Source organism: Holdemania filiformis (assembly GCF_003459085.1).
Lineage (GTDB): Bacteria > Bacillota_I > Bacilli_A > Erysipelotrichales > Erysipelotrichaceae > Holdemania > Holdemania filiformis.
In genome coordinates this window covers 85,429-104,164 of sequence record NZ_QRUP01000009.1, presented here as the reverse complement: position 1 = coordinate 104,164, position 18,736 = coordinate 85,429, and the positions used below count along the sequence as shown (strand labels likewise).

The window sequence follows — 18,736 nt, the reverse complement described above, 5'->3', positions numbered from 1 at the left end:
AAATTTAAAAACAACCGGTGAGAATCGTTCGGGAATACTCCCTCTCCAAACCTCGCCGGTCGTTTTTTTATTCTTCCGCCAGACTGTCCTGCAGCCGGCCGATCAGTTCATCGAGCACTCCGATGCGATCCGGCTGGCCGCTGGCATCAACCACCGTCGGCAGCGAAGGCAGAATTCTTTCATAGAATCGTTTTTCCCACAAAGCTCCCAGTCCCAGCGTCTGCGCGTAAGCGTAGCTTTTAAACGCATAGTCCGGATCGCGGTCCAGCCAGTCGTCCAGTTTGGCATCCGGCATTTGTTTTAAGTCCTTGCCCCATTGCACTGCCTGCTGCCTTAACCGCAGCCCTTCCGGATTCAGCGGCGTCAGCGGCCACAAGATCAGCTGCGTGATCAACAGACAGACATAACCGACACCCAACGGAAATTCCCGCGGCACAAAGCAGGCCAGGACGCTCCCCAGCAGAATCAGCCAGGCAAACCCGAGGATCAGCAGCGGCCAGCGGGACTTCTTCCATCCCTGAGCCACCGCCGCGGTCATGCTGCCCAGCGCTATCGTCACCGCGGTTAAACCCAGGCTCAACATAATCACGATGCCTTCTAACGAGGTTTGCCGAAGCAGAACACCGGTGATCATCACAGGCGGCAGTACGCTCAGTCCGATCAGCAGCCAGCGCAGTCCAGTCAGGCCTTTGTGCTGCCACTGGGCCTTTTCCAACCGGGCCTGGCGGCAAGCCTGCTGGACACAGGAAGCAGAATCGCGGCGAATTTCATCCAGCGTCACGGTATTTCCATCGCCCAGCGCCAACAGCGAACGCAGGAATTGTTTTTCCCACTCCGGCTGGTGAATCAGCGAACGCTTGCGCGTCAGCCGGATTGTCCGTCCCTCCCTTTGTATCTCGATATAATCGCGGGCCGCCCAGTTGACAATCACGGAAGCCAGTGTTTTTGCGCTGACCGGCTTACCGGTTAACAAGGCCGCCTGCAGCGGATTGATGCCGCTCGGCAGTTCGCCGACCGTGCGTTGTTTGGAATGGCGGTTCATGAGCCTGAACAGCCCGGATGCCAGCAGCGTTCCGATGCCAAACATCGTCCAGAAGCCGGTTGGGCCGCCGGCCATTCGCCGCTGAGCGCCGTGCGGAATGTCAATTTCAACACTCACCCGGTCATCCCCGCTTAACCCCGCCGTCGAATAGAGATGCAGCAGGCGGCCGTCCTCGCTGACCTCCAGCGTCACCTTGTTCAGATCGTCGTACGTCCGGGAATTATAAAAATCGGTTCTGAATTCCAGCTCTTGCGGCAGCCGGATCACAACGTCCAGCTCGTCGATCTGCGCGTCGTTCATCGCATCGTCGAAATTCAGATGCCATTGGTCCGCATGCGAGGCCAATTCAATCTGGTAATCCAGCGTCAAGTCCGCCGGCTTATCCTGCGGCAAGCGGATGAAGCCATACTCCGAGGCTTCCAGCGAGGGATCGCTGATCATGACGTCTTTCAAAACCGCGTCGGGATAACTCGGCCAGCCTAAAAACAAATCAAGCATCGGATCCAGTTCGGAACTCTGGCTTGTCCATTCCAGTTCCTGATGCACCCTCAGATCCATCTGCGGCAGTACTTCGACCTCCACATGCCAGCGCGAATACCGCGAAGGCCAGCGATAGGACTGCGCCTGAGCGAAGGTTTCTTCGTCGAAATGAACGATCAGATCCAATGTCGGATAATCCAGGACTTCCGTGGAATCAAAAACAAACGTCTGATCCTGCCACTTGCCTGTTCCATAACGGCACTGACCGCCGCTTTGGCCGCAGTCGAGAATCCAGTTGTCGCGGACAAGCCCGGGATCAAATTGGATTTCGGCATGCATCTGCTCGACAGGCAAATCCAGCGGCGAACGCCCTAAATCCAGTAAAAACGTATCCCGCTGTGCATCATCATCCTGAAAACAGCGAAGCGTATAGTTCAGCTGCAGCTGAACGTCTTGATCGCGGTTGAATTTGACCTGATTCCACTGCGGATCCAGCACGGCCTGACTGCTGAGGATAGCGACGTCCCCGGCCTGGGCCTCGGCATCGTCCGGCAGATCCAGAAAAAGCTCATAAGCCTCGTGCTCCGGCAGTCTTAAGCGAAGGGTTTCCGTCACCGTGATCGTCTTATCCGCATGGACGGCCGCTTCCACAATCCGGGATGTGATCGCGGCGGGTTCTTCCGCATGAACGGGCAGAAATGAAAGGCACAAGCCCAGCGCAATCAGAATTCCAAGGCTTTTTCTCATCGCTGCGGATCCTCCAGCACCTGCGGTCCCTTCCGCAGATCGAGAATCCGGCTTCTCAATTCGGCGCAGGCGGGATCCTGAAGCAGACGGTCGATCACGTCGTTTTCTCCAAAGGTGTGCATCGGGGCGATCCAGCCTAACTGACACACTTTCGCCCATCCTAACAGACCACGGTTATAGCCGTCGTTTAACCGCGGGTCGGTCGGGATCATCGCCAAGTCGAAGGTTCTTCCGGCAACCCGCTCCAATTCACGGTCAAAGCGTCGTTTCAGCACTTCGTTTTCCTGCCGGTCCTGATCGTTTTCTTCCTCCCAATGCCAGTCGTTTAAATCGCCCGCGTGCAGGATCCGCCAGCCGTCGACTTCGATCATAAACGCCACACCCTCGTCGTTAGATTTGAGCGTTTCAATGATCATCCCGTTCAGCTCATAGCGCTGATGCGGCTTCACCTTGATGTGATGCTCGTCCTGCGGTCCAAAAATATCGCGGCTCAGCACATACCAGATCTGATCCGTGCCGTGTTCCAGAATCGCTTTATCGTAATGATCGGCGTGATGATGGCTGGCCAGAAACGTAACCGGTTTGTTCGCCGGCAGCGGCAGCCGGGTCTTCCCGAAATAATCCAGCACGAGCACGCGCTCCGGCAGCTCCAGCAGGAAACTGCTGTGTTCAATCCATGTAATTTTCATGCAAGTACCCCCTACTGTTCTCTATTTTACAGGAAATCGAAGAAAAAAAACAGAATCCGCAGGACTCTGTTTCCAAATCTGTCTAACGCACGACTAAATTTTTATCAATCCGCTTTAACGCCTGGGTCGCGACGATCCCGGTAAAGATTCCAGTCGGAATTGAGGTCACCAGAAGCAGCGGTACGATCGTCATCATCGCCGCGGTTTTATACAGCACCATGACGATCACAACCTGCCCGACGCTGTGGCCGATCGCGCACAGCATCGACGTCGAAATCATCGACATCTTCAACCCTTTTTTGATCACGATCAGCACGATCGAGCTGAGGATAACGCCGCCGGCAGAGATCCAGAACGTCGAGCCGAAGATCGTTCCCCGCAGCAGATTGCCGATCACGACGCGCATCGTATTGACGATGATCATTTCCTTGACGCCGAGAATTTCAATCGTGATCAGGGCGATGATGTTGGCCAGCCCCAGACGCATGCCAAACGGCAGCGACACCGTCAGCATCGTTTCCAGCAGGTTGATCGCGATCGCCATCGCCGCCAGCATCGTGACATACACGAAATGCTTTGTCTTACTCAGCTTCATGTCAGTTATCCTTTAAGGTGACAATCACTTCATTCGGGATACAGACGATCGGGAAATAGTCCTTGACGCTGACCCAGCCGATCGAGGAACAGATATGATTCGGACATTCTTCCTCCGTAATCCGCCATTTGCCGTCCTTGACTTCCAGCTTCATCTTTCCGTAAGATCCGTTAAAATAGTAGTCTTCGTCTTTGTTGACGTTAAATGTATGGATCACCTGATTTTTATACGTGACGATCCCATAGGTTTTGACATTCAGCCGGTTATAGACCTGAACGCCGACATAAATGCCCAGCGCTACAAATAAAATAGCGACTATCAGTTTAATTTCTTTTTTGCTCATCGTTTCACATCCTAATTCAGCTTTTCTATTATAACATGGTTGTTTCTGATTGCAAGTGAAGGTTAGCTGAACATCGTTCTGCCGCAGCCTGGAAACTTATGCCGCTTTCCCCGCGTGCATTTTCTTTGACTTTCGCCTATAATCAAGATAGTAAACTTTACCAAGGAGGAATTTCTTATGACGTTGGACAGCGTGTTAACGCAGGCGCAGAAACGCCGCACGATCCGGCACTTTGATAGCACGCCGGTCGATATGAATGATATCCGGACCGCCTTGAACATCGCGGCGACCGCCCCCAGCGGCGCGGACATGCAGCCGTGGCATTTCTGCGTCATTACCCAGGATGCAAAGAAGCGCGAGCTGCGCGAAGCGTGCGAGCAGGTGGAACGGGAATTTTATGAGAGCCGGATCAGCGAGGTCTGGCGGCAGGATCTGGAAAAACTGAACCTGCAGATTGAAAAACCTTTTCTGAGCGAAGCGCCGTGTTTGATCGTGATCTTTAAGCAGATGAAACATGAGGACAGCCCAGGACACTGGGTTCCCAATTATTACGTGAACGAGTCCGTCGGGATCGCAACCGGCTTTCTGATCCAGGCGCTGAACCAGGCTGGCTATGCGATGCTGACGTACACGCCGGCACCGATTCATTTTCTCACAGAGCTTTGCGGCCGTCCGGAAAATGAAATCGCCGAAATGATTCTCGTGGTCGGCCACGCGCGCAAAGACGCGCCGCTGCCGCAGCTGAAAAAGAAGACCATGGAGGAAATCGCCAGTTTTATCGACTGATCAGACAGTTATGACGGAAACCGCCTTGACCTTTCTCTTGCTAGTAAAATCAGGGCTTTAACTTGGAAGTCATGCCTTATCCAATTGAAAATAAGAAAAAAGCTGGAAGTTGCGTTTCCAGCTTCAGAGCATTGCTTTCAAACATTTAGAATCAGATTCAGTCCGGCGGTTTAACGACCGTCTTTTTTGCGGATCGGATGCCGGATCACCGTCTTCTGTTTCGCCGGATCGCATTTCCGCGGATCCGACAAATAGATTTCATGATGCCGGCGGACTTCGTTGAGTTCATTTTCATATCCCTGCGCTTCGATATACGCATCCATCCTCGCGACGCTGGCGGGTTCGTCGTCATAAGCGCCGATATGCATCATCTGCACGCACAGTCCCTCCTCGATCGTCAGAAACGCCGCAGATGAACAGTCGATCTGTTTCTTCCGCTGCGCCTCCTGCACGGCCCAGTCGAAATCTTCCTGCTTGATGAAATCCGGGACCCGGATCACGCTGATCCAGTGAAAACCGCGCTTCTGCGAATAATCCACACCGGCGAGGCCCGGCTGCCACCAGAAGCCTTCCAGCGGCGGCACGACATATTCGTAAAATCCGGCGATCTGTCGTGTCCCCTTATAGCTCATTTTGAGCGTATAAGCAAGCGCGTACAAGACGCTGACAGCCCGTTGATAAGCGCCTCCTTCCTCGTTGGGATCGCCCTGACCGGACACCGCGAGAAAATTCATCGACGGAACCGTGACAATTTCCGGCTTGTTTTTCGGCATATAGAACATTTTCGCTTCTTTTTTAAAATCATAAGCCATGGTATAACACCTTCCTTTTGATCTCATTGTACCGTGTCAAACCTGACATCAGGATGTCAGGTTGAAAACAAATACCGCGGCGAATGATTTCTTCCCTCAGCCGGAAATGGGGAATACCGGTTTCCTGACGCTGCGCCTGGCAGACTTCAGCGAAGGTAGGCGTTCACCGCTTTGACCGGCACATCCATCCTCTCGGCGATCGCTTCAATTGTCATGCCCTGGTCCAGAAACCGCTGGCAAACGGCTTTCAGCGTCTCCCCGACTTCAATGACATGTCCATCCGGATCCCAAAACCGCACGATCCGCTGGCCCCAGCTCTGTTCCTCAGCAGGATTGATGATCCGCACCGAGGTGAGCGCCGCAAGCTTTGCGGCAAAAGCATCAAACTCCGCTTCTTCAAAATAAAGCTCGGCCGCATTGGCTTCATAAGTGATGTCAAGACCGGTGAACTGCTTCCAGCTTTCTTCTGTCTGCAAGGCCAGACCGCCGCTGAGCACGGCATGAACCTCAAGATCCACCAACGTCCGCAGGCCCAGCACTTCCTTATAAAAGGCCTCCGATCGTTTCAGATCCCGGACGACGAGCATCGTATTTTTTAATTTCATCGCTGATCCTTTACTTTCACTCAAAATTTCAACAAGCCCTGCTCGTCATACTGGAAATCGGGTCCCCAGGCTACTTCCCAGACATAACCGTCAGGATCGCTGAAATACGCATGATAGCCGCCCCAGAAGACCGGCTGCGGTTCTTTCAGGATCGTGGCTCCGGCTTCGCGCGCCAGGGCGATCACCTGATCGACTTCCGCTTTCTTTTCGACATTGTACGCCAGCGTCACGCCGGAAAATCCCGGGCTGATTGCCGGCGGATTGTGCGGATTGACGTCCTGCGCCAACTGCGCCAGCGGATAGAGTTCAAATTTCGTTCCCGGTGTATCAAAGAAACAAACAGCGGGATTGTCTTCCTGGCAATCGGTCTTGTAGCCTAAGCCGTCGCGGTAAAAGCGGAGGGACTTTGCCATATCGCGAACGCCCAGGCAGATACAGGTAATTTTATTCATCTGTGTGGTTTCCTTTCTGAACAGCCGGTTCAATCCGGTCAAACGCCATCAGAAACGCGATATTCTCGATCGCCTTCCAGCCTTTCCATTGTGTGCGCGCCACGCGGAAAGCCTCGGGATACAGCCCCGCCCAGTTCCACGGAATTTCCCACACATCACCCTCAGGACAGGTGTCGATCAAATAATCCAGCTCCGCTTCCACCAGGTCTTTCAGCCGGGGATACGCCGCGTCGTTGCGCGAACGAACGAAGTAGGACGGCCGCGGTTTATATTCCTGCCACTGGGCAGGATCGCGTTCCACCCGCTTTTCAATCAGCGTCAGAATCCGTTCCCGGATTTGATCGTGTGTGTACGCCGTCGCCGGCAGGAAATTAAGCTGCGGCAGCCACCCGCAGAAGGCATCCACGCCCATCTCACCGAAATCCTCCTGCGTAAACAACTGCTCCAAGGCTTTTACAACAATCGCTTCCGCCTTCGCTCTCAGCGCCTTGTCGTCGCAATCGTGTGTCAGGATCTGCCGCGCCAGGCCCAGATTCAAACCAAAGCTCTCCGCGTCGTTGAGCATTGGATCATAGCCCATCCACGGGGCATGCGGAAAATCGTCGTTGGATTGGATCGTGAACGGCCAGCCGTCCTGATACGCCGTGCTTTCCTGGCTCAAATACGCGCACGCTCCTTGATATAGCGGATCGTGCGCGTCCAGCTGCAGCGCTTCGGCCAGTGCCAGCGCGGAACCGGTCTGGTAGGGGGAAGACTGTGGATTCATGCAATCCGGCTCCAGCCCCCAGCCAAAACCGCCGTCCGCGTTTTGATAACCGCGTAACACTTCCGCAGCCTGATTCTGGCTGCCGCCTTCAAACATCGCTTGCCAGCGCGCCCATTCCAGCGGCCGGCCATTGCGCAGAACCCAGCGGCGGATTTGCTGAAACTGAGCCTGCGTCATTCTCTTTTTCATCGGAAACACCTCCGGGGCTATTGTACCGGGATCAGCGTTTGACTGTCTTGGAAAAAAACGACAACCGTTGGGAATTATGATATTTTTTAAAGAAATTCAACAGATGCGCCTGATCGTAAAAGCCATAGTCCACAACCGTGTCCTGAACGTTGAAGTCATGATCCTGCAGACAGGCCTGCCAGATCAGCTGATATCGGATCAAAAGCGAAAGACGCTTGCCGCTGACGCCGTAAAAATCCAGAAATTTCCGTTCCATCCAGCGTTTCTCAAGATCGAGCTCCGCCGCCAGATCCGCGATCGCCAGCACGCCCCTGCGCTGAATGATCAGCTCTGCCGCCCGCATGATGAGCGGCGGTATCGGATCCGCGTGCTGACGCGCAAGCAGAAAGGCTTCCCACTTCGGCCACAGCGCTTCCAGACTTTCCGTTTCATCAAATACCTGCTTCAGCCCTTCCGCCCAGCCGGGAAAATAGAAATCCATCTGATCTTTCGTATTCCGCACGGCCTTTAATGAACCGGTGCAGAAGCTGGCAACGGCCCAGAAATAAAAGCGGATGCCGATCAATCGCACACCGGGCCGGGCGCTGTCGTTGACCGAAGTAAACGTGAAATCGTTGATCCCGCAGAAAAAAATCTCACTTTTCCCGGTTTCATCGACGCACAGAATGATATCCATGCACGTATCGGGAATCACGATCTGATCGCATTGATCGGTATATACCCAGAAACAGCGGATCCACGGCTTCAGCGCCGGACACGCTTCAATCTCCCGGTAGCCCGCGCCCTGATTGGCGGTCAGCGGAAAATAAGCTTCCGCCAAAGTTTCGGCTGACATCGGTTTTCCCCCTCTCTGTTCGCTTGACAAACGTTTCGTTGTTGAATATGCCGTTATTATAGCATAGCCGGACCGGGTAGAAAAACAGCGAAACATTGGGAATCTTCCAGCTGATATTCCCTTGTGATGATCTGAGTAGAGCTTTGCATCACGCTAAAACCAGTGAAGATGGAGGGAAGATTTTTATTCCCCTGTCCGGCTGTTTTGTTATCCGGCTGTTTTGTTATCCAGCTGTTTTGTTATCCGGCTGTTTTGTTATCCGTTTGTTTAAATGCCGCAGAAAATCCATTTGCGGCAACGAAAAAAACAGAGATTCCCGGTTGAATCTGTCCTGCCGGAATTCTCTGTTTTCTTTTTATTCGATTCAATTTTAATCCATGCTCATGCCTGACTGCGGGCGATTCGCGCGATGTGCACGACAAGAAACGTCACTTCTTCATTCGGCAGGATCCGTCCGTATTTATCATACAGGTAACTCTTGATTTTCAGCGCCACGCCCAGCTCTTTCGGATAGCGCGTCTTGATCTGCTCAAATAACAGATCGTCGTCGTTCTGAAGCAGCTTGTCGGTAAAGAAGCGGTCGACAAAGAATTTGATATGCGTGATAAACCGTGCCGTATGGATGCTTTGGGAATCGAGCTCACGGTTGAGCGAATAGCGGACCAGATTGATGAGTTCGCCGATCAGCTTGGCGTTGCGCGCGGCGTCGTAATCCGGATCGCTTCCCGCCTGGGCGTTGGCCAGATGAAATGCGATATTCGCCGCTTCCTGTTCCGGCAGTTCCACGCCTAAGCGCTGGCGCACCTGTTCGACCGCGTGCAGCCCGGCCTCAAATTCCTGGGGATAGAAGCTTTTGATTTCCCAGAAGACACGGTTGGTAATCACCATCCCGGTGCGGATCCGTTCCAAGGCAAAGTTGAGATGATCCGCCAGCACAAACACCAGATTTTCCCCCAGCGGCGTTTTTAAGCGCTGCTGAGCGTCGATCACGATTTCCTGCGCCAGCTCCAGAATCGCTACGGGCAGGCTGTTGACCAACTCGACAATCTGCCGGGAACGGGCGTTGTCGACAGGCAGAAACACCTGATTTTCCTGACGCTGGGCAATCACGTTGCCCGGCTTCTGCCCATAACCGATGCCTTTCCCCAGCAGGATCGATTCCTGATGCGCATCGTCTTCGACCAGCACGACGCTGGAATTCAATACTTTTTTGATCCGCATCCCCGCTCCCCTGCCTTTCTGCTTCGTCCCTGCCAGACGTTATTGTTCTTCAAAATCCAGACTGTTGTTCTGAATGACTTTCTGATACCAGTAGAACGAATCTTTTCTGATTCTATTATACGTGCCGTTGCCCTGATCATCAAGATCTACATAAATGTAGCCGTAGCGCTTGGAGATCTGCTTGGTCGATTCGCTGATCAAATCGATGCACGCCCACGACGTATAACCCATCAACTCGACGCCGTCCTCTTCGATTGCGTCCAGCATGCACTTGAAATGCTTGCGCAGATAGTCGATCCGGTAGGGATCATGCACCTTTCCATCCGCGCTCAGCACGTCTTTCGCGCCCAGTCCGTTCTCTACGACGAACAGCGGCTTGCGGTAACGGTCATACAGATCGACTAAGGAAATCCGCAGTCCGATCGGGTCGATCTGCCACCCCCATTCGCTGGTTTCCAGATGCGGATTCTTGACGGCCAGAATCGTGTTGCCCGGGGTGACGTCCAGTCCGGTTTCATCCGCCGCCACGCAGCTGGACATATAATAGCTGAACGAAACGAAGTCGACCGGGTACTGCTTCATCACTTCATCGTCGCCCGGCTGCTTCACGATGTGGATGTTGTGATTCTTATAGTAGGACAGCAGCGTCGACGGATATTCGCCGAACACCTGCGTGTCGCTGTACGCATAAATGCTGCGCATCCGCTTCTGCGTTTCCAGCACGTCCTCCGGCTTGCAGGAATACGGATAGTAGGTCAGCTTCGTGATCATGCAGCCGACCTGGGAATCCGGAATGATCTCGTGGCAGATCTTGGTTGCCAGCGCCGAGGCGACAAACTGATGATGCATCGCCTGGTAACAGACCTCTTCAAAGTTCTTCCCCGGGAAACGGTCTTCGATCAGACCGCCGGTCGTGAACGGATGGCGGATGATGCTGTCGACCTCGTTGAAGGTCAGCCAGTATTTCACCTTGTGCTTGTAGCGTTCGCAGATCGTCCGGACATACTTTTCAAAGAAGCCGATGACTTCACGGGAATACCAGCCGTCGTAATTGAGCACCAGATTCAGCGGCGGTTCATAGTGCGACATCGTAACCAGCGGTTCAATGTTGTATTTCTTGAGTTCGTCGAACACCTCGTCGTAGAACTGCAGGCCGGCCTCGTTGGGTTGTTCGTCATCGCCGTTAGGATAGATGCGGCTCCAGGCGATCGACATGCGGTAGACCTTAAAGCCCATCTCGGCCATCAACGCGATGTCTTCTTTATAATGATGGTAGAAATCGCTGCCATGCCGTTTCGGATAGTTGACCTCGTCCTCCGGATGGGCCAGCGCTTCCTCAATGTCCCGGGTTGTGATCTGGTTGTGACGGTTATAATCCTTGACGTCGGCATCGAAGTGCGCGCGGGCCGCGTCGGAAACCGACCAGCCCTTGCCGCCTTCCCGCCATCCGCCTTCGATCTGATTGGCAGCGGTCGCCCCGCCCCATAAAAAGCCTTCAGGGAATTTTCGCATATCAGTCTTCCTTTCTCTGCGTCTGCAGGATAACGTCGGTGTTTTCGGCATGACCGGTCTTCACGACGCTGACATTCATGTCCTGGGAATTGGTGACGACCACCGGAGTGATCGGATCCAGCCCGGCGTCCTTGATCGCCTGAATATCAAATGTCAGAAGCAGATCGCCGGTTTTAACACTGTCGCCGGCCTTGACTTTCGGCGAAAACGGCTTGCCTTGCAGATTGACGGTATCCAGGCCGACATGGAACAGAATTTCCGTGCCGTTGGCGGTTGTCATGCCTAAGGAATGCTTCGTTTCAAAGACCATCTGGATCGTGCCGTCAGCCGGAGCGCGCAGCTCGCCGACTTCCGGAATGATCGCAACGCCGTCGCCCAGCGCTTTCTTGGAGAACATTTCATCGCCGACCTGATCCAGCGCGACAACCTGACCGACGATCGGGCACAGCACATTCAGAACGTCATGGCTGCCTTCCAGCGGTTTCACCGGTGCCATCGGAGCTGAAGCCGCCGGGGTTTCTTCTTTCCACAGAATCAGCGTAAAGATAAACGAGGAAACCAACGCCAGCGCGAAGCCCGCGATTGCCCAGACGATATTCATTCCATTGGTACTGTCAATGAACATCGACATACTGGCTGCGCCCGGACCGACGACCGCGAACGCCTTGACTGACAGTAAGCCTAAGAACGCGCCGGTGAGGCCGCCGCCCAGCATGACGCTGTAGAGGACTTTCTTATTCTGCAGCGTCACGCCGTAGAGCGCCGGCTCCGTAATACCCATGAAGGCGGAGATTCCCGCAGAGAAGGCGGTTGATTTCAGCGTTTCATCTTTGGCTTTTAACGCGACCGCGAAGCAGGCGCCGGATTCCCCGATGTTGTGCGCCAGCGACGCCGGCAGATACAGCATTTCATAGCCCAGCTCGCCATAAGTCGCCAGAGCGTACGGCAGCAGCGTCTTGTGCATGCCGGTCGCCACCATTAACGGCAGGATCGCCGACAGAACTGTCAACGCCACAAAGCCGAGCTTATCATACAAGAACAGGATCGCCGCGGTGAAGATCTGGCCGACATTGTAGCCTAACGGACCTAAGAACAACAGGGTGACCGGCACGGTGACGGCCAGTGCGATCATCGGAACAAAGAAGATCCGGATCGGCTTCGGCGAAATCTTGTTCATGAGCCGTTCCATGAACGCCAGGAAGCTGACGCATAGAATCGCCGGGAACACCTGCGCATTATAGGCGATGCTCTGCAGCTGAATGCCGAACAGCGTCGTACCTTCGGCGATCATCGTCGTCACCGCTGGCAGCAGCGTCACGCCGACCGCGGCGATTGCGACCAGCCGGTTGCTTTTCAGCTTGTTGGCGGTCGTCACGGCCACCATCATCGGTAAGAAGTAGAACGTTGCGTCAGAAATCGCGGCAAGAATCTTATACAGCGCGTTCGCGTCGTCCATGACATGCAGCGCGACCAACAGAATCAGGATCGATTTCAGCACGCCCGCGCCGGCGATTGCCGGAACTAACGGCTGGAAGATGCCGATCAGAAAGTCCAGCGCCATTTTGCCGAGCTTCTGTTTCTCCGCCGGGGCTGCCGGGGTTGTCTGATTATTGAAATCAATCATTTTCAACAAGGCGTCGTACACCTCAACGACGTCGTTGCCGATGATGATCTGAAACTGATTGCTGCGGACGACGCCCATGACGCCCGGGACCGCTTTCAGTTTGTCCTCGTCGACTTTTTTCTGATCGTTGAGCGTGAAGCGCAGACGGGTCGAGCAGTGCTCAAGCTGAGCGACGTTTTTTTCTGTGCCGACATATTTCAGAATTTCGGCGGCAGTATGCTTATAATCCATAGATTTCTCCTCCATAATCGCCAGATCGCCGGGCTGTTTCCTGTTCGCTTTCCTCCCTCTGGCCCCAAGGCAGGAAAACAAAAAGGCAGGATCCACCATAAAAGCCACGTCCTCCTTGCGGATTCCGTTTGTTTTATGAGATCCTGCCTGCATTACCAGTTACATGTCCCTTTGTCTTTTGCGAGCATATTATAAGCTGGCTGAAAGCGCTTTGTCAATCCCTAAATTTTATTTTCGTCATTTTTTGAAATGTCGATCAGCGGCGCCTGCGGCATGTCCAGCTTCACGGTTTCCGCCGGTTTCGGTTTGAGATCTTCCAGCGCGCGGCGGTTAAAGATCACGATGACCTTAAAGAAATCGCCGTCCGTCTGAATCGTAAAGTGCGCGTGCTGGCTCTCCGCGAAGCCCTTGGCAATCGCCAGGCCCAGCCCAGAGCCTTCCGAGTTGCGCGATTTGTCCCCGCGCACAAAGCGTTCGACTAAATCGTTCGGATCGAAGTCGATCTCCGTCTGGGAAATATTGCGGATCGACAGCACCACTTCCTCGCCCCGCTCGATCAACGTCAGATAGACGCGCGAGCCGCGGAGTGAATATTTCGTCACGTTGGAAACAAGATTTTCCACGATCCGGTACGTCTTCTGCGAATCGAGCGGCAGCACAATCTTATCGTGACTGTACGAGGTTTTGATCGTCAGCCCGGCTTTCTCAATCGCCGGAGCCAGCTCGAACAACGTCTGCGAGATCAGGGAAACAAGATCGACATCCACGACGTTCAGCTTCAGATCACCGCTGTTCGCCTTGCTGACCTCGAACAAATCCTCAATCAGATGCTTCAGACGCATGGAATTGCGTTCCAGCACCGCCAGATATTCCTGCCGCTTGGCTTCGTCCGGCTCCTGCTTCATTAAGTCAATATAGGAGATTAGGGAGGTCAGCGGGGTTTTCAAGTCGTGGGAAACGTTGGAAATCAGTTCCGTTTTCATCTTCTGGCTCTTAGTTTCTTCCGCGATCGCTGTGTTGAAGCCATAGCGGATATCATCCAGCTCGCTGTGCAGCGGCTCGAAAATGCCTAAATCCTCATGCACTTCCGTTTCCAGATCGCCCCGCGCCATCCGCCGGGTACAGCCCAGCAGCGTCTCATAGTCGCTGCGCAGCCGTTTCAAAGCCCGCATGATGATGAAATACAGGAAGACCGTATAGATAACCGCCGCAAAGAAATCGTCCAGAAGCAGACACAGAACACTGATCAGTGCGACGTTGACGACCATTAAACGGATCAGCCGCGAATGCGCCTTCTCCGAGAAATCGACGGTAAAGCATTCCTTGGTCCATTGCTTCAGCGTTGACCAGCCATGCCGCACGCCATGCCAGAGCCGCCGCCACAGCGTGATCGTCGCCATCTTGCTCCACGTTTGATGCCAGCCGTCCCGCAGCGCAGCGCGGATCCAGTAAATCGCGCAGTACAAGCCGAAGCATTCCAACAGGAACGTGAACTCATAACCGAGAATCTGGAAGACGCCATTTATGTCGTCAACCGACTGGGAATAAAGATCGAGCATGATGCCGCCCAGATTATAGGACATTTCCTCCATCATGGCCAGCGCCACGACGCTGATCAGAATCTGCGCTTCCAGCGGAATCCGGTCGAGCAGCTTCCCAAGCCGGGTGTCGCGCATCTTGCCGCGGGTAAAGTACAACGCGCCTAAAAACAGGATGAAGTACAGCACCATGTTGATCCGCGAGGCCAGCTGCCGGTAGGAATAATATTCGGCGTTGTGGATCAGACTGGTAATCGCGTCGTCGCTTTCCAGCACGTTGGGAATACCGAAGATCAGCGTGATATCCTTCAGCACCGGCTCATGCAGCTCCAGGGAGAAATCCCCGTAATACTGCACATAGTCCGCCAGTACGCTCAGCGGATAAAAATCCGAATAGCCATAACCGCTGTTGGACGTGACGCTCAGCACGCCGTAGCTGTCGTATTCCGCCCGGATCCAAAACTGATAGTTTTTGGATAATTCACTGTCAGTCTGGGCCAACGTGTTGGTTTTGGGTCTGCGCACGGTCGTCTTGGTGGCGTTGTCAATCGCCAGGGCATGCAGGTTGCCCAGCTGCAGGCTGTTTTTAAACTCCTGCTGCAGCGACCAGTCGAGCTGTGATTTCTGTTCGTTGATCTCGCTCTGCGTCCATCCGTCTTCTAAAAGACGCTGCTGCTGATCGGCGCTGATCAACAGATCCGCATAGCCCAGATCGGTATGGTTGACCTCGTTGATCAGATCGCGGATCATCGTGACCGCATAGTCGTTGACCCAGGCACGAACCGTGCGGCTTTGGCCGAACAGCTCGCGGTGAGTTTCCGGCCCGGCGTTCTCGCTGATCGATCCGGCCGATGGGACAAGGATCAGACTCAGGAAACAGATCAGAACCAGAAAACCAGCCAACAGTTTTTCTGAAAATTTGGATTTGTTCATTCCTTTATCCCTTCTCTATTTTGTAGCCGACACCCCACACCACCTTTAAATACCGCGGATTACGGGGATCGATCTCAATTTTTTCACGGATGTTGCGGATGTGCACCATGACCGTATCGGTCGCGATCGCTTCCTCGTTCCACACCCGTTCGTAGATTTCTTCAGCGCTGTAAACGCGTCCCGGATTTTTCATCAACAGCTGCAGAATCCGGAACTCGATCGGCGTCAGGCGCACCGGATTGCCGTCAAGCGACACTTCCTTGGTGTCGTTGTTCAGCTCCAGGCCGCCGACCGTATAGACCCGTTCATCCTCACTCTGATGTTCTTTCAGGCTTAAGAATTTGGCATAGCGGCGCAGCTGGGAATTCACCCGCGCCAACAGCTCCATCGGCGTAAACGGCTTGGTGATATAATCGTCCGCGCCCATGTTCAGGCCGGTGATTTTGTCCATGTCCTCGGACTTCGCCGACAGCACGATCACGGGAAAATCATAGCTCTGCCGCAGCGTCATGATCATCGTCAGCCCGTCCATGACCGGCATCATCAGATCGACGATCGCCAGATGAATCGTCTGACGGGCCAGAACCTCCAGCCCTTCCTTCCCGTTATAGGCACGATGAACGCCGTACCCCTGGTTCTTTAAATAGATTTCGATCGCGTTGCCGATCTCGACTTCGTCTTCGCAGACGAGGATTTGATAGTTTTGCATGGTTTGCTCCCCTCACTGATTCTTCCTTTAGTATAGAATAAACTCATGAAGTTGCAACGGATAAAAAGCTTAAGAATTAGTAAAGATTGCGGTGAACGAGGAATTCTGTGCTGGGCGAGGGTTCAGAAAACGGCAGAATCTGATCCATCAGCGGATCGTCAAAGCGGCCGTGCAGCGCCAGCGCGCTCCCGATCACTAACCGCACCCGCGCCAGCATGACCCGGGCCGGACGTGTCAGCGTCGGATCATAGGCGACGATGCAGCGGGCCTGATCCTGGAACGCTTCCAGCATATCCTTAAGGATATCCGGGCGCAGTGAATAGGTCAGGCTGTTGGGCCGACGGGTATTGTAATGAACCAGAGTATCCGGAACGATCACGGTCTTCTCCGCCCTCAGCAATATCTGGGGAATCAGCTGGACGTCCTCAAACACCCGGCCTTCCCAGAACTGCAGACCGTCGAACAGCGACCGCCGGATCAGCTTGCCCCAGGCGTAGTTGCGCACCTGGCGGTCCTTCATCAGCATTTTCATCAGCGTCCGCTTGTGCGGAATCTGAACACGTCGGACGTGGCGGCGGGTTGTGATCCGGCCTTCATAAACGTTGCCGCAGATCACGACGTCGGCCTGATACCGGGCCTGCGCCGCGACCAGCGTTTCCAGCGTGCGCCGCTTCATCCAGTCGTCGCTGTCCAGAAACAAAATGAATTCGCCCTTCGCAGCCTTTAGCGCCGCGTTGCGGGCTGCCGCTACGCCGCGGTTTTCCTGATGGATGACTGTGATCAGCTCGGGATGGATCTTCGCGTAGAAGTCCAGCCGCGATCCGGTGCGGTCCGTGGATCCGTCATCGACGGCGATCACTTCAAAGTCGTGATAGGTTTGTTCCAACAGGGAACGGATGCAGGTATAGATTTCTTTCTCGCTGTTATAAGCGGGGATTAAGACGCTGACTTTCATGATTTATCCCTCGGACGGCACAAAGGCCGTCTTCTCTTTCTTGGTTTTCGTCTGTTCGTTTCGTTGATGCTCCAGCGCTTTTTGCTGGCGTTTTTTCATCACCGCGCGGTAGAGCAGCAGCCCTGCGCCGCTGAAGGCGATCGTAATCGCATAAATCCAGAAGGCCGATGCGAAATCCTGCTGGATCAGCTTGTCCCCGGCAAGCGTCGAGGTGATGACCGACGGAATCCGCGCGACGGTGGTGATCAACAGGAAGTGTGAGAACTTAACGGGGGTTAACCCGGCAAAATAGGTGATGATATCCTTCGGCGTGCCGGGAATTAAGAAGATCAGGAAGATCAAATTGTCCAGCTTCTGTTCATCCTTCAAAAACGAAAGCTTATCGAGCTTTTCCTTCGGCACCAGGCATTCGACTAAGCTGGAGCCGTAGCGGCGTACGAGCCAGAAGATCAGCGCCGTGCCGACCGCCGCGCCGATCAGGCACAGGATCAAGCCTTCGATCGGGCCGTAAGCGACACCTGCGCCGGTTTCAATGATTTCTCCCGGCAATAACGCGACTAACACCTGCAGCGCCATCATGCCCGCCAGCACGGCCCGGCCCAGCCAGCCGAACTGTTCCAGCCAGACTTTAAACTGCGCCGGATCTGAAGCCACGCTTTGAAATAAAACGAACAACACCGCCGTCATGACGATGGTAAAGGTAATGATCGCGCCGATTGAGAACCAACGCACACGTTTCTGCCACTTTGTTTTCTGTTCCATCTTGAGGGTCCTCCTGATTACTGGTTTTATTCTACCCGTTAAACATGAAGATCCCCTTCTGGAAATTCAAAAGAAATTCTTAAGCCTTGCTGAAGAAGCGATGAAGGTCAAAAAATTATGTTTTTATCAGCGATTCTCCCTTCTCCGCTGGCATTTCCCGCCAGGTCTGGCTATAATGGATTTCCTGACATCTCGAAAAAGCAGGGAAAGCGAGGTCTTGTATGAAAATCATTTATACGCTGCAGCATCCGCAATCCGAGCATCATCTCAACGGCAGGGTCGGCTCGTGGACGGATTGGGATTTAACCGAACTGGGCGTCGCACAGGCGCAGCGCATCGCCTTCCATTTGAAAGAAGAACTCAAGGGCAAGCCGGTCCGGCTTCTTTCCTCGGATCTCAAGCGTGCCTGGCACACGGCGCAGATCGTCGGACAAGCACTGAATATCACACCGGAAAAAGAAATCCGGCTGCGGGAGCGGAACCTGGGCGAAGCTGTCGGCCATTCCGTGGCCTGGCTGAAAGAAAATTTGCTGCAGTCGGAAATCACGATCGACGACCGGCTGTTCCCATCCGCCCAGACCCGCCGCGAACAATACGTCCAGCTCAAGCCCTTGCTGGAAGAGCTGCTGACAGAGGAGGAGGAAATCCTGCTTCTTGTTTCACACGGCGATACGCTGGGCATCCTCCATGCCCTGTGGCTGGGACTGGCAGCGGAAGCGCTGAATTCGATTCAGCTGGCCGGCTCCGCCGGCGGCGTTTCGGAACTTTGGCTGCGCGGGGGCAAGCGGATCGTGCGCCGGCTCAGCGATCTGTCTTTTCTGCAATAACCGGCCGTCTTGGGATAAAGCCAATAAAAAAGCCATGCATTTTTTCTGTTTCAGGATAATCTGCATGGCTTTTTTATATTTTT

The 18,736-nt window shown here is 54.1% G+C and carries 18 protein-coding genes; 2 read left to right on the top strand and 16 right to left on the bottom strand.

Translation table 11 applies throughout. From position 1 onward, the window contains the following. Positions 1-67: 67 nt before the first annotated feature. The 4 genes from DWY25_RS08910 to DWY25_RS08895 all read right to left on the bottom strand — a co-directional run bounded on the left by DWY25_RS08910 (position 68) and on the right by DWY25_RS08895 (position 3,896). Complete coding sequence (locus tag DWY25_RS08910; RefSeq protein ID WP_181981764.1) at positions 68-2,269, bottom strand: DUF2207 domain-containing protein; 2,202 nt, start codon at positions 2,267-2,269, stop codon at positions 68-70. Beyond that, positions 2,266-2,958 carry an MBL fold metallo-hydrolase gene (locus tag DWY25_RS08905; protein WP_117894938.1) on the bottom strand — a complete coding sequence of 231 codons (693 nt, stop codon included), beginning with the start codon at positions 2,956-2,958 and terminating at the stop codon, positions 2,266-2,268. Before DWY25_RS08905 ends, DWY25_RS08910 begins: the two co-directional genes overlap by 4 nt. An 82-nt stretch (positions 2,959-3,040) precedes the next feature. Then, positions 3,041-3,553, bottom strand: coding sequence for a Gx transporter family protein (locus DWY25_RS08900; protein ID WP_072685028.1), 513 nt, complete (start codon positions 3,551-3,553; stop codon positions 3,041-3,043). Between the two features lies 1 nt (position 3,554). Continuing rightward, entirely contained in the window at positions 3,555-3,896 is a 342-nt protein-coding gene (locus DWY25_RS08895; RefSeq protein WP_006058733.1) for a NusG domain II-containing protein, read from the bottom strand. Between the two features lie 177 nt (positions 3,897-4,073). On the opposite strand from DWY25_RS08895, the gene DWY25_RS08890 reads away from it, so the two are divergent. Then, positions 4,074-4,682 (top strand): nitroreductase family protein, encoded by a 609-nt coding sequence (locus tag DWY25_RS08890; RefSeq protein ID WP_117894937.1) that lies wholly within the window; start codon positions 4,074-4,076, stop codon positions 4,680-4,682. A 170-nt stretch (positions 4,683-4,852) separates the two neighbouring features. Here DWY25_RS08890 and DWY25_RS08885 read toward each other — a convergent pair whose 3' ends face one another. From DWY25_RS08885 to DWY25_RS08825, 12 genes are all read right to left on the bottom strand, one after another. Next, on the bottom strand, positions 4,853-5,494 hold the full coding sequence (locus tag DWY25_RS08885; protein ID WP_117894936.1) for a GyrI-like domain-containing protein: 642 nt from the start codon (positions 5,492-5,494) through the stop codon (positions 4,853-4,855). Positions 5,495-5,640: 146 nt separating this feature from the next. Continuing rightward, entirely contained in the window at positions 5,641-6,099 is a 459-nt protein-coding gene (locus tag DWY25_RS08880) for a VOC family protein (protein WP_117894935.1), read from the bottom strand. Between the two features lie 20 nt (positions 6,100-6,119). Continuing rightward, positions 6,120-6,551 carry a VOC family protein gene (locus tag DWY25_RS08875; RefSeq protein ID WP_117894934.1) on the bottom strand — a complete coding sequence of 144 codons (432 nt, stop codon included), beginning with the start codon at positions 6,549-6,551 and terminating at the stop codon, positions 6,120-6,122. Further along, complete coding sequence (locus tag DWY25_RS08870; protein WP_117894933.1) at positions 6,544-7,506, bottom strand: hypothetical protein; 963 nt, start codon at positions 7,504-7,506, stop codon at positions 6,544-6,546. Before DWY25_RS08870 ends, DWY25_RS08875 begins: the two co-directional genes overlap by 8 nt. 31 nt (positions 7,507-7,537) lie before the next feature. Beyond that, a complete protein-coding gene (locus tag DWY25_RS08865) occupies positions 7,538-8,341 on the bottom strand; it encodes a helix-turn-helix domain-containing protein (protein WP_117894932.1) in 804 nt (267 codons plus the stop codon). A gap of 381 nt (positions 8,342-8,722) precedes the next feature. Next, a complete protein-coding gene (locus tag DWY25_RS08855) occupies positions 8,723-9,562 on the bottom strand; it encodes a PRD domain-containing protein (RefSeq protein ID WP_006058724.1) in 840 nt (279 codons plus the stop codon). Between the two features lie 39 nt (positions 9,563-9,601). Then, positions 9,602-11,074 (bottom strand): glycoside hydrolase family 1 protein, encoded by a 1,473-nt coding sequence (locus DWY25_RS08850; RefSeq protein ID WP_117894930.1) that lies wholly within the window; start codon positions 11,072-11,074, stop codon positions 9,602-9,604. Position 11,075: 1 nt separating this feature from the next. Then, on the bottom strand, positions 11,076-12,929 hold the full coding sequence (locus DWY25_RS08845; protein ID WP_117894929.1) for a beta-glucoside-specific PTS transporter subunit IIABC: 1,854 nt from the start codon (positions 12,927-12,929) through the stop codon (positions 11,076-11,078). A 221-nt stretch (positions 12,930-13,150) separates the two neighbouring features. Further along, positions 13,151-15,400 (bottom strand): sensor histidine kinase, encoded by a 2,250-nt coding sequence (locus tag DWY25_RS17950; protein ID WP_117894928.1) that lies wholly within the window; start codon positions 15,398-15,400, stop codon positions 13,151-13,153. Between the two features lie 4 nt (positions 15,401-15,404). Next, the gene (locus tag DWY25_RS08835) at positions 15,405-16,109 is read right to left on the bottom strand and encodes a response regulator transcription factor (RefSeq protein ID WP_117894927.1); all 705 of its coding nucleotides are present in this window, start codon (positions 16,107-16,109) and stop codon (positions 15,405-15,407) included. 76 nt (positions 16,110-16,185) lie between these two features. Next, on the bottom strand, positions 16,186-17,064 hold the full coding sequence (locus DWY25_RS08830; RefSeq protein WP_117894926.1) for a glycosyltransferase family 2 protein: 879 nt from the start codon (positions 17,062-17,064) through the stop codon (positions 16,186-16,188). 3 nt (positions 17,065-17,067) lie between these two features. Next, positions 17,068-17,826 (bottom strand): TVP38/TMEM64 family protein, encoded by a 759-nt coding sequence (locus DWY25_RS08825; RefSeq protein ID WP_117894925.1) that lies wholly within the window; start codon positions 17,824-17,826, stop codon positions 17,068-17,070. Positions 17,827-18,047: 221 nt separating this feature from the next. Between DWY25_RS08825 and DWY25_RS08820 the strand changes: the two genes are divergently transcribed. Beyond that, entirely contained in the window at positions 18,048-18,653 is a 606-nt protein-coding gene (locus tag DWY25_RS08820) for a histidine phosphatase family protein (protein ID WP_117894924.1), read from the top strand. Positions 18,654-18,736 lie beyond the last annotated feature (83 nt).

Bases quoted from the DNA above. Each gene is read 5' to 3' on its own strand.
- DWY25_RS08905 (WP_117894938.1), bottom strand. From the start codon at position 2,958: ATGAAAATTACATGGATTGAACACAGCAGTTTCCTGCTGGAGCTGCCG.
- DWY25_RS08830 (WP_117894926.1), bottom strand. From the start codon at position 17,064: ATGAAAGTCAGCGTCTTAATCCCCGCTTATAACAGCGAGAAAGAAATC.
- DWY25_RS08890 (WP_117894937.1), top strand. From the start codon at position 4,074: ATGACGTTGGACAGCGTGTTAACGCAGGCGCAGAAACGCCGCACGATC.
- DWY25_RS08910 (WP_181981764.1), bottom strand. From the start codon at position 2,269: ATGAGAAAAAGCCTTGGAATTCTGATTGCGCTGGGCTTGTGCCTTTCA.
- DWY25_RS08870 (WP_117894933.1), bottom strand. From the start codon at position 7,506: ATGAAAAAGAGAATGACGCAGGCTCAGTTTCAGCAAATCCGCCGCTGG.
- DWY25_RS08865 (WP_117894932.1), bottom strand. From the start codon at position 8,341: ATGTCAGCCGAAACTTTGGCGGAAGCTTATTTTCCGCTGACCGCCAAT.
- DWY25_RS17950 (WP_117894928.1), bottom strand. From the start codon at position 15,400: ATGAACAAATCCAAATTTTCAGAAAAACTGTTGGCTGGTTTTCTGGTT.
- DWY25_RS08820 (WP_117894924.1), top strand. From the start codon at position 18,048: ATGAAAATCATTTATACGCTGCAGCATCCGCAATCCGAGCATCATCTC.
- DWY25_RS08900 (WP_072685028.1), bottom strand. From the start codon at position 3,553: ATGAAGCTGAGTAAGACAAAGCATTTCGTGTATGTCACGATGCTGGCG.
- DWY25_RS08845 (WP_117894929.1), bottom strand. From the start codon at position 12,929: ATGGATTATAAGCATACTGCCGCCGAAATTCTGAAATATGTCGGCACA.
- DWY25_RS08850 (WP_117894930.1), bottom strand. From the start codon at position 11,074: ATGCGAAAATTCCCTGAAGGCTTTTTATGGGGCGGGGCGACCGCTGCC.
- DWY25_RS08875 (WP_117894934.1), bottom strand. From the start codon at position 6,551: ATGAATAAAATTACCTGTATCTGCCTGGGCGTTCGCGATATGGCAAAG.
- DWY25_RS08825 (WP_117894925.1), bottom strand. From the start codon at position 17,826: ATGGAACAGAAAACAAAGTGGCAGAAACGTGTGCGTTGGTTCTCAATC.
- DWY25_RS08855 (WP_006058724.1), bottom strand. From the start codon at position 9,562: ATGCGGATCAAAAAAGTATTGAATTCCAGCGTCGTGCTGGTCGAAGAC.
- DWY25_RS08885 (WP_117894936.1), bottom strand. From the start codon at position 5,494: ATGGCTTATGATTTTAAAAAAGAAGCGAAAATGTTCTATATGCCGAAA.
- DWY25_RS08895 (WP_006058733.1), bottom strand. From the start codon at position 3,896: ATGAGCAAAAAAGAAATTAAACTGATAGTCGCTATTTTATTTGTAGCG.
- DWY25_RS08880 (WP_117894935.1), bottom strand. From the start codon at position 6,099: ATGAAATTAAAAAATACGATGCTCGTCGTCCGGGATCTGAAACGATCG.
- DWY25_RS08835 (WP_117894927.1), bottom strand. From the start codon at position 16,109: ATGCAAAACTATCAAATCCTCGTCTGCGAAGACGAAGTCGAGATCGGC.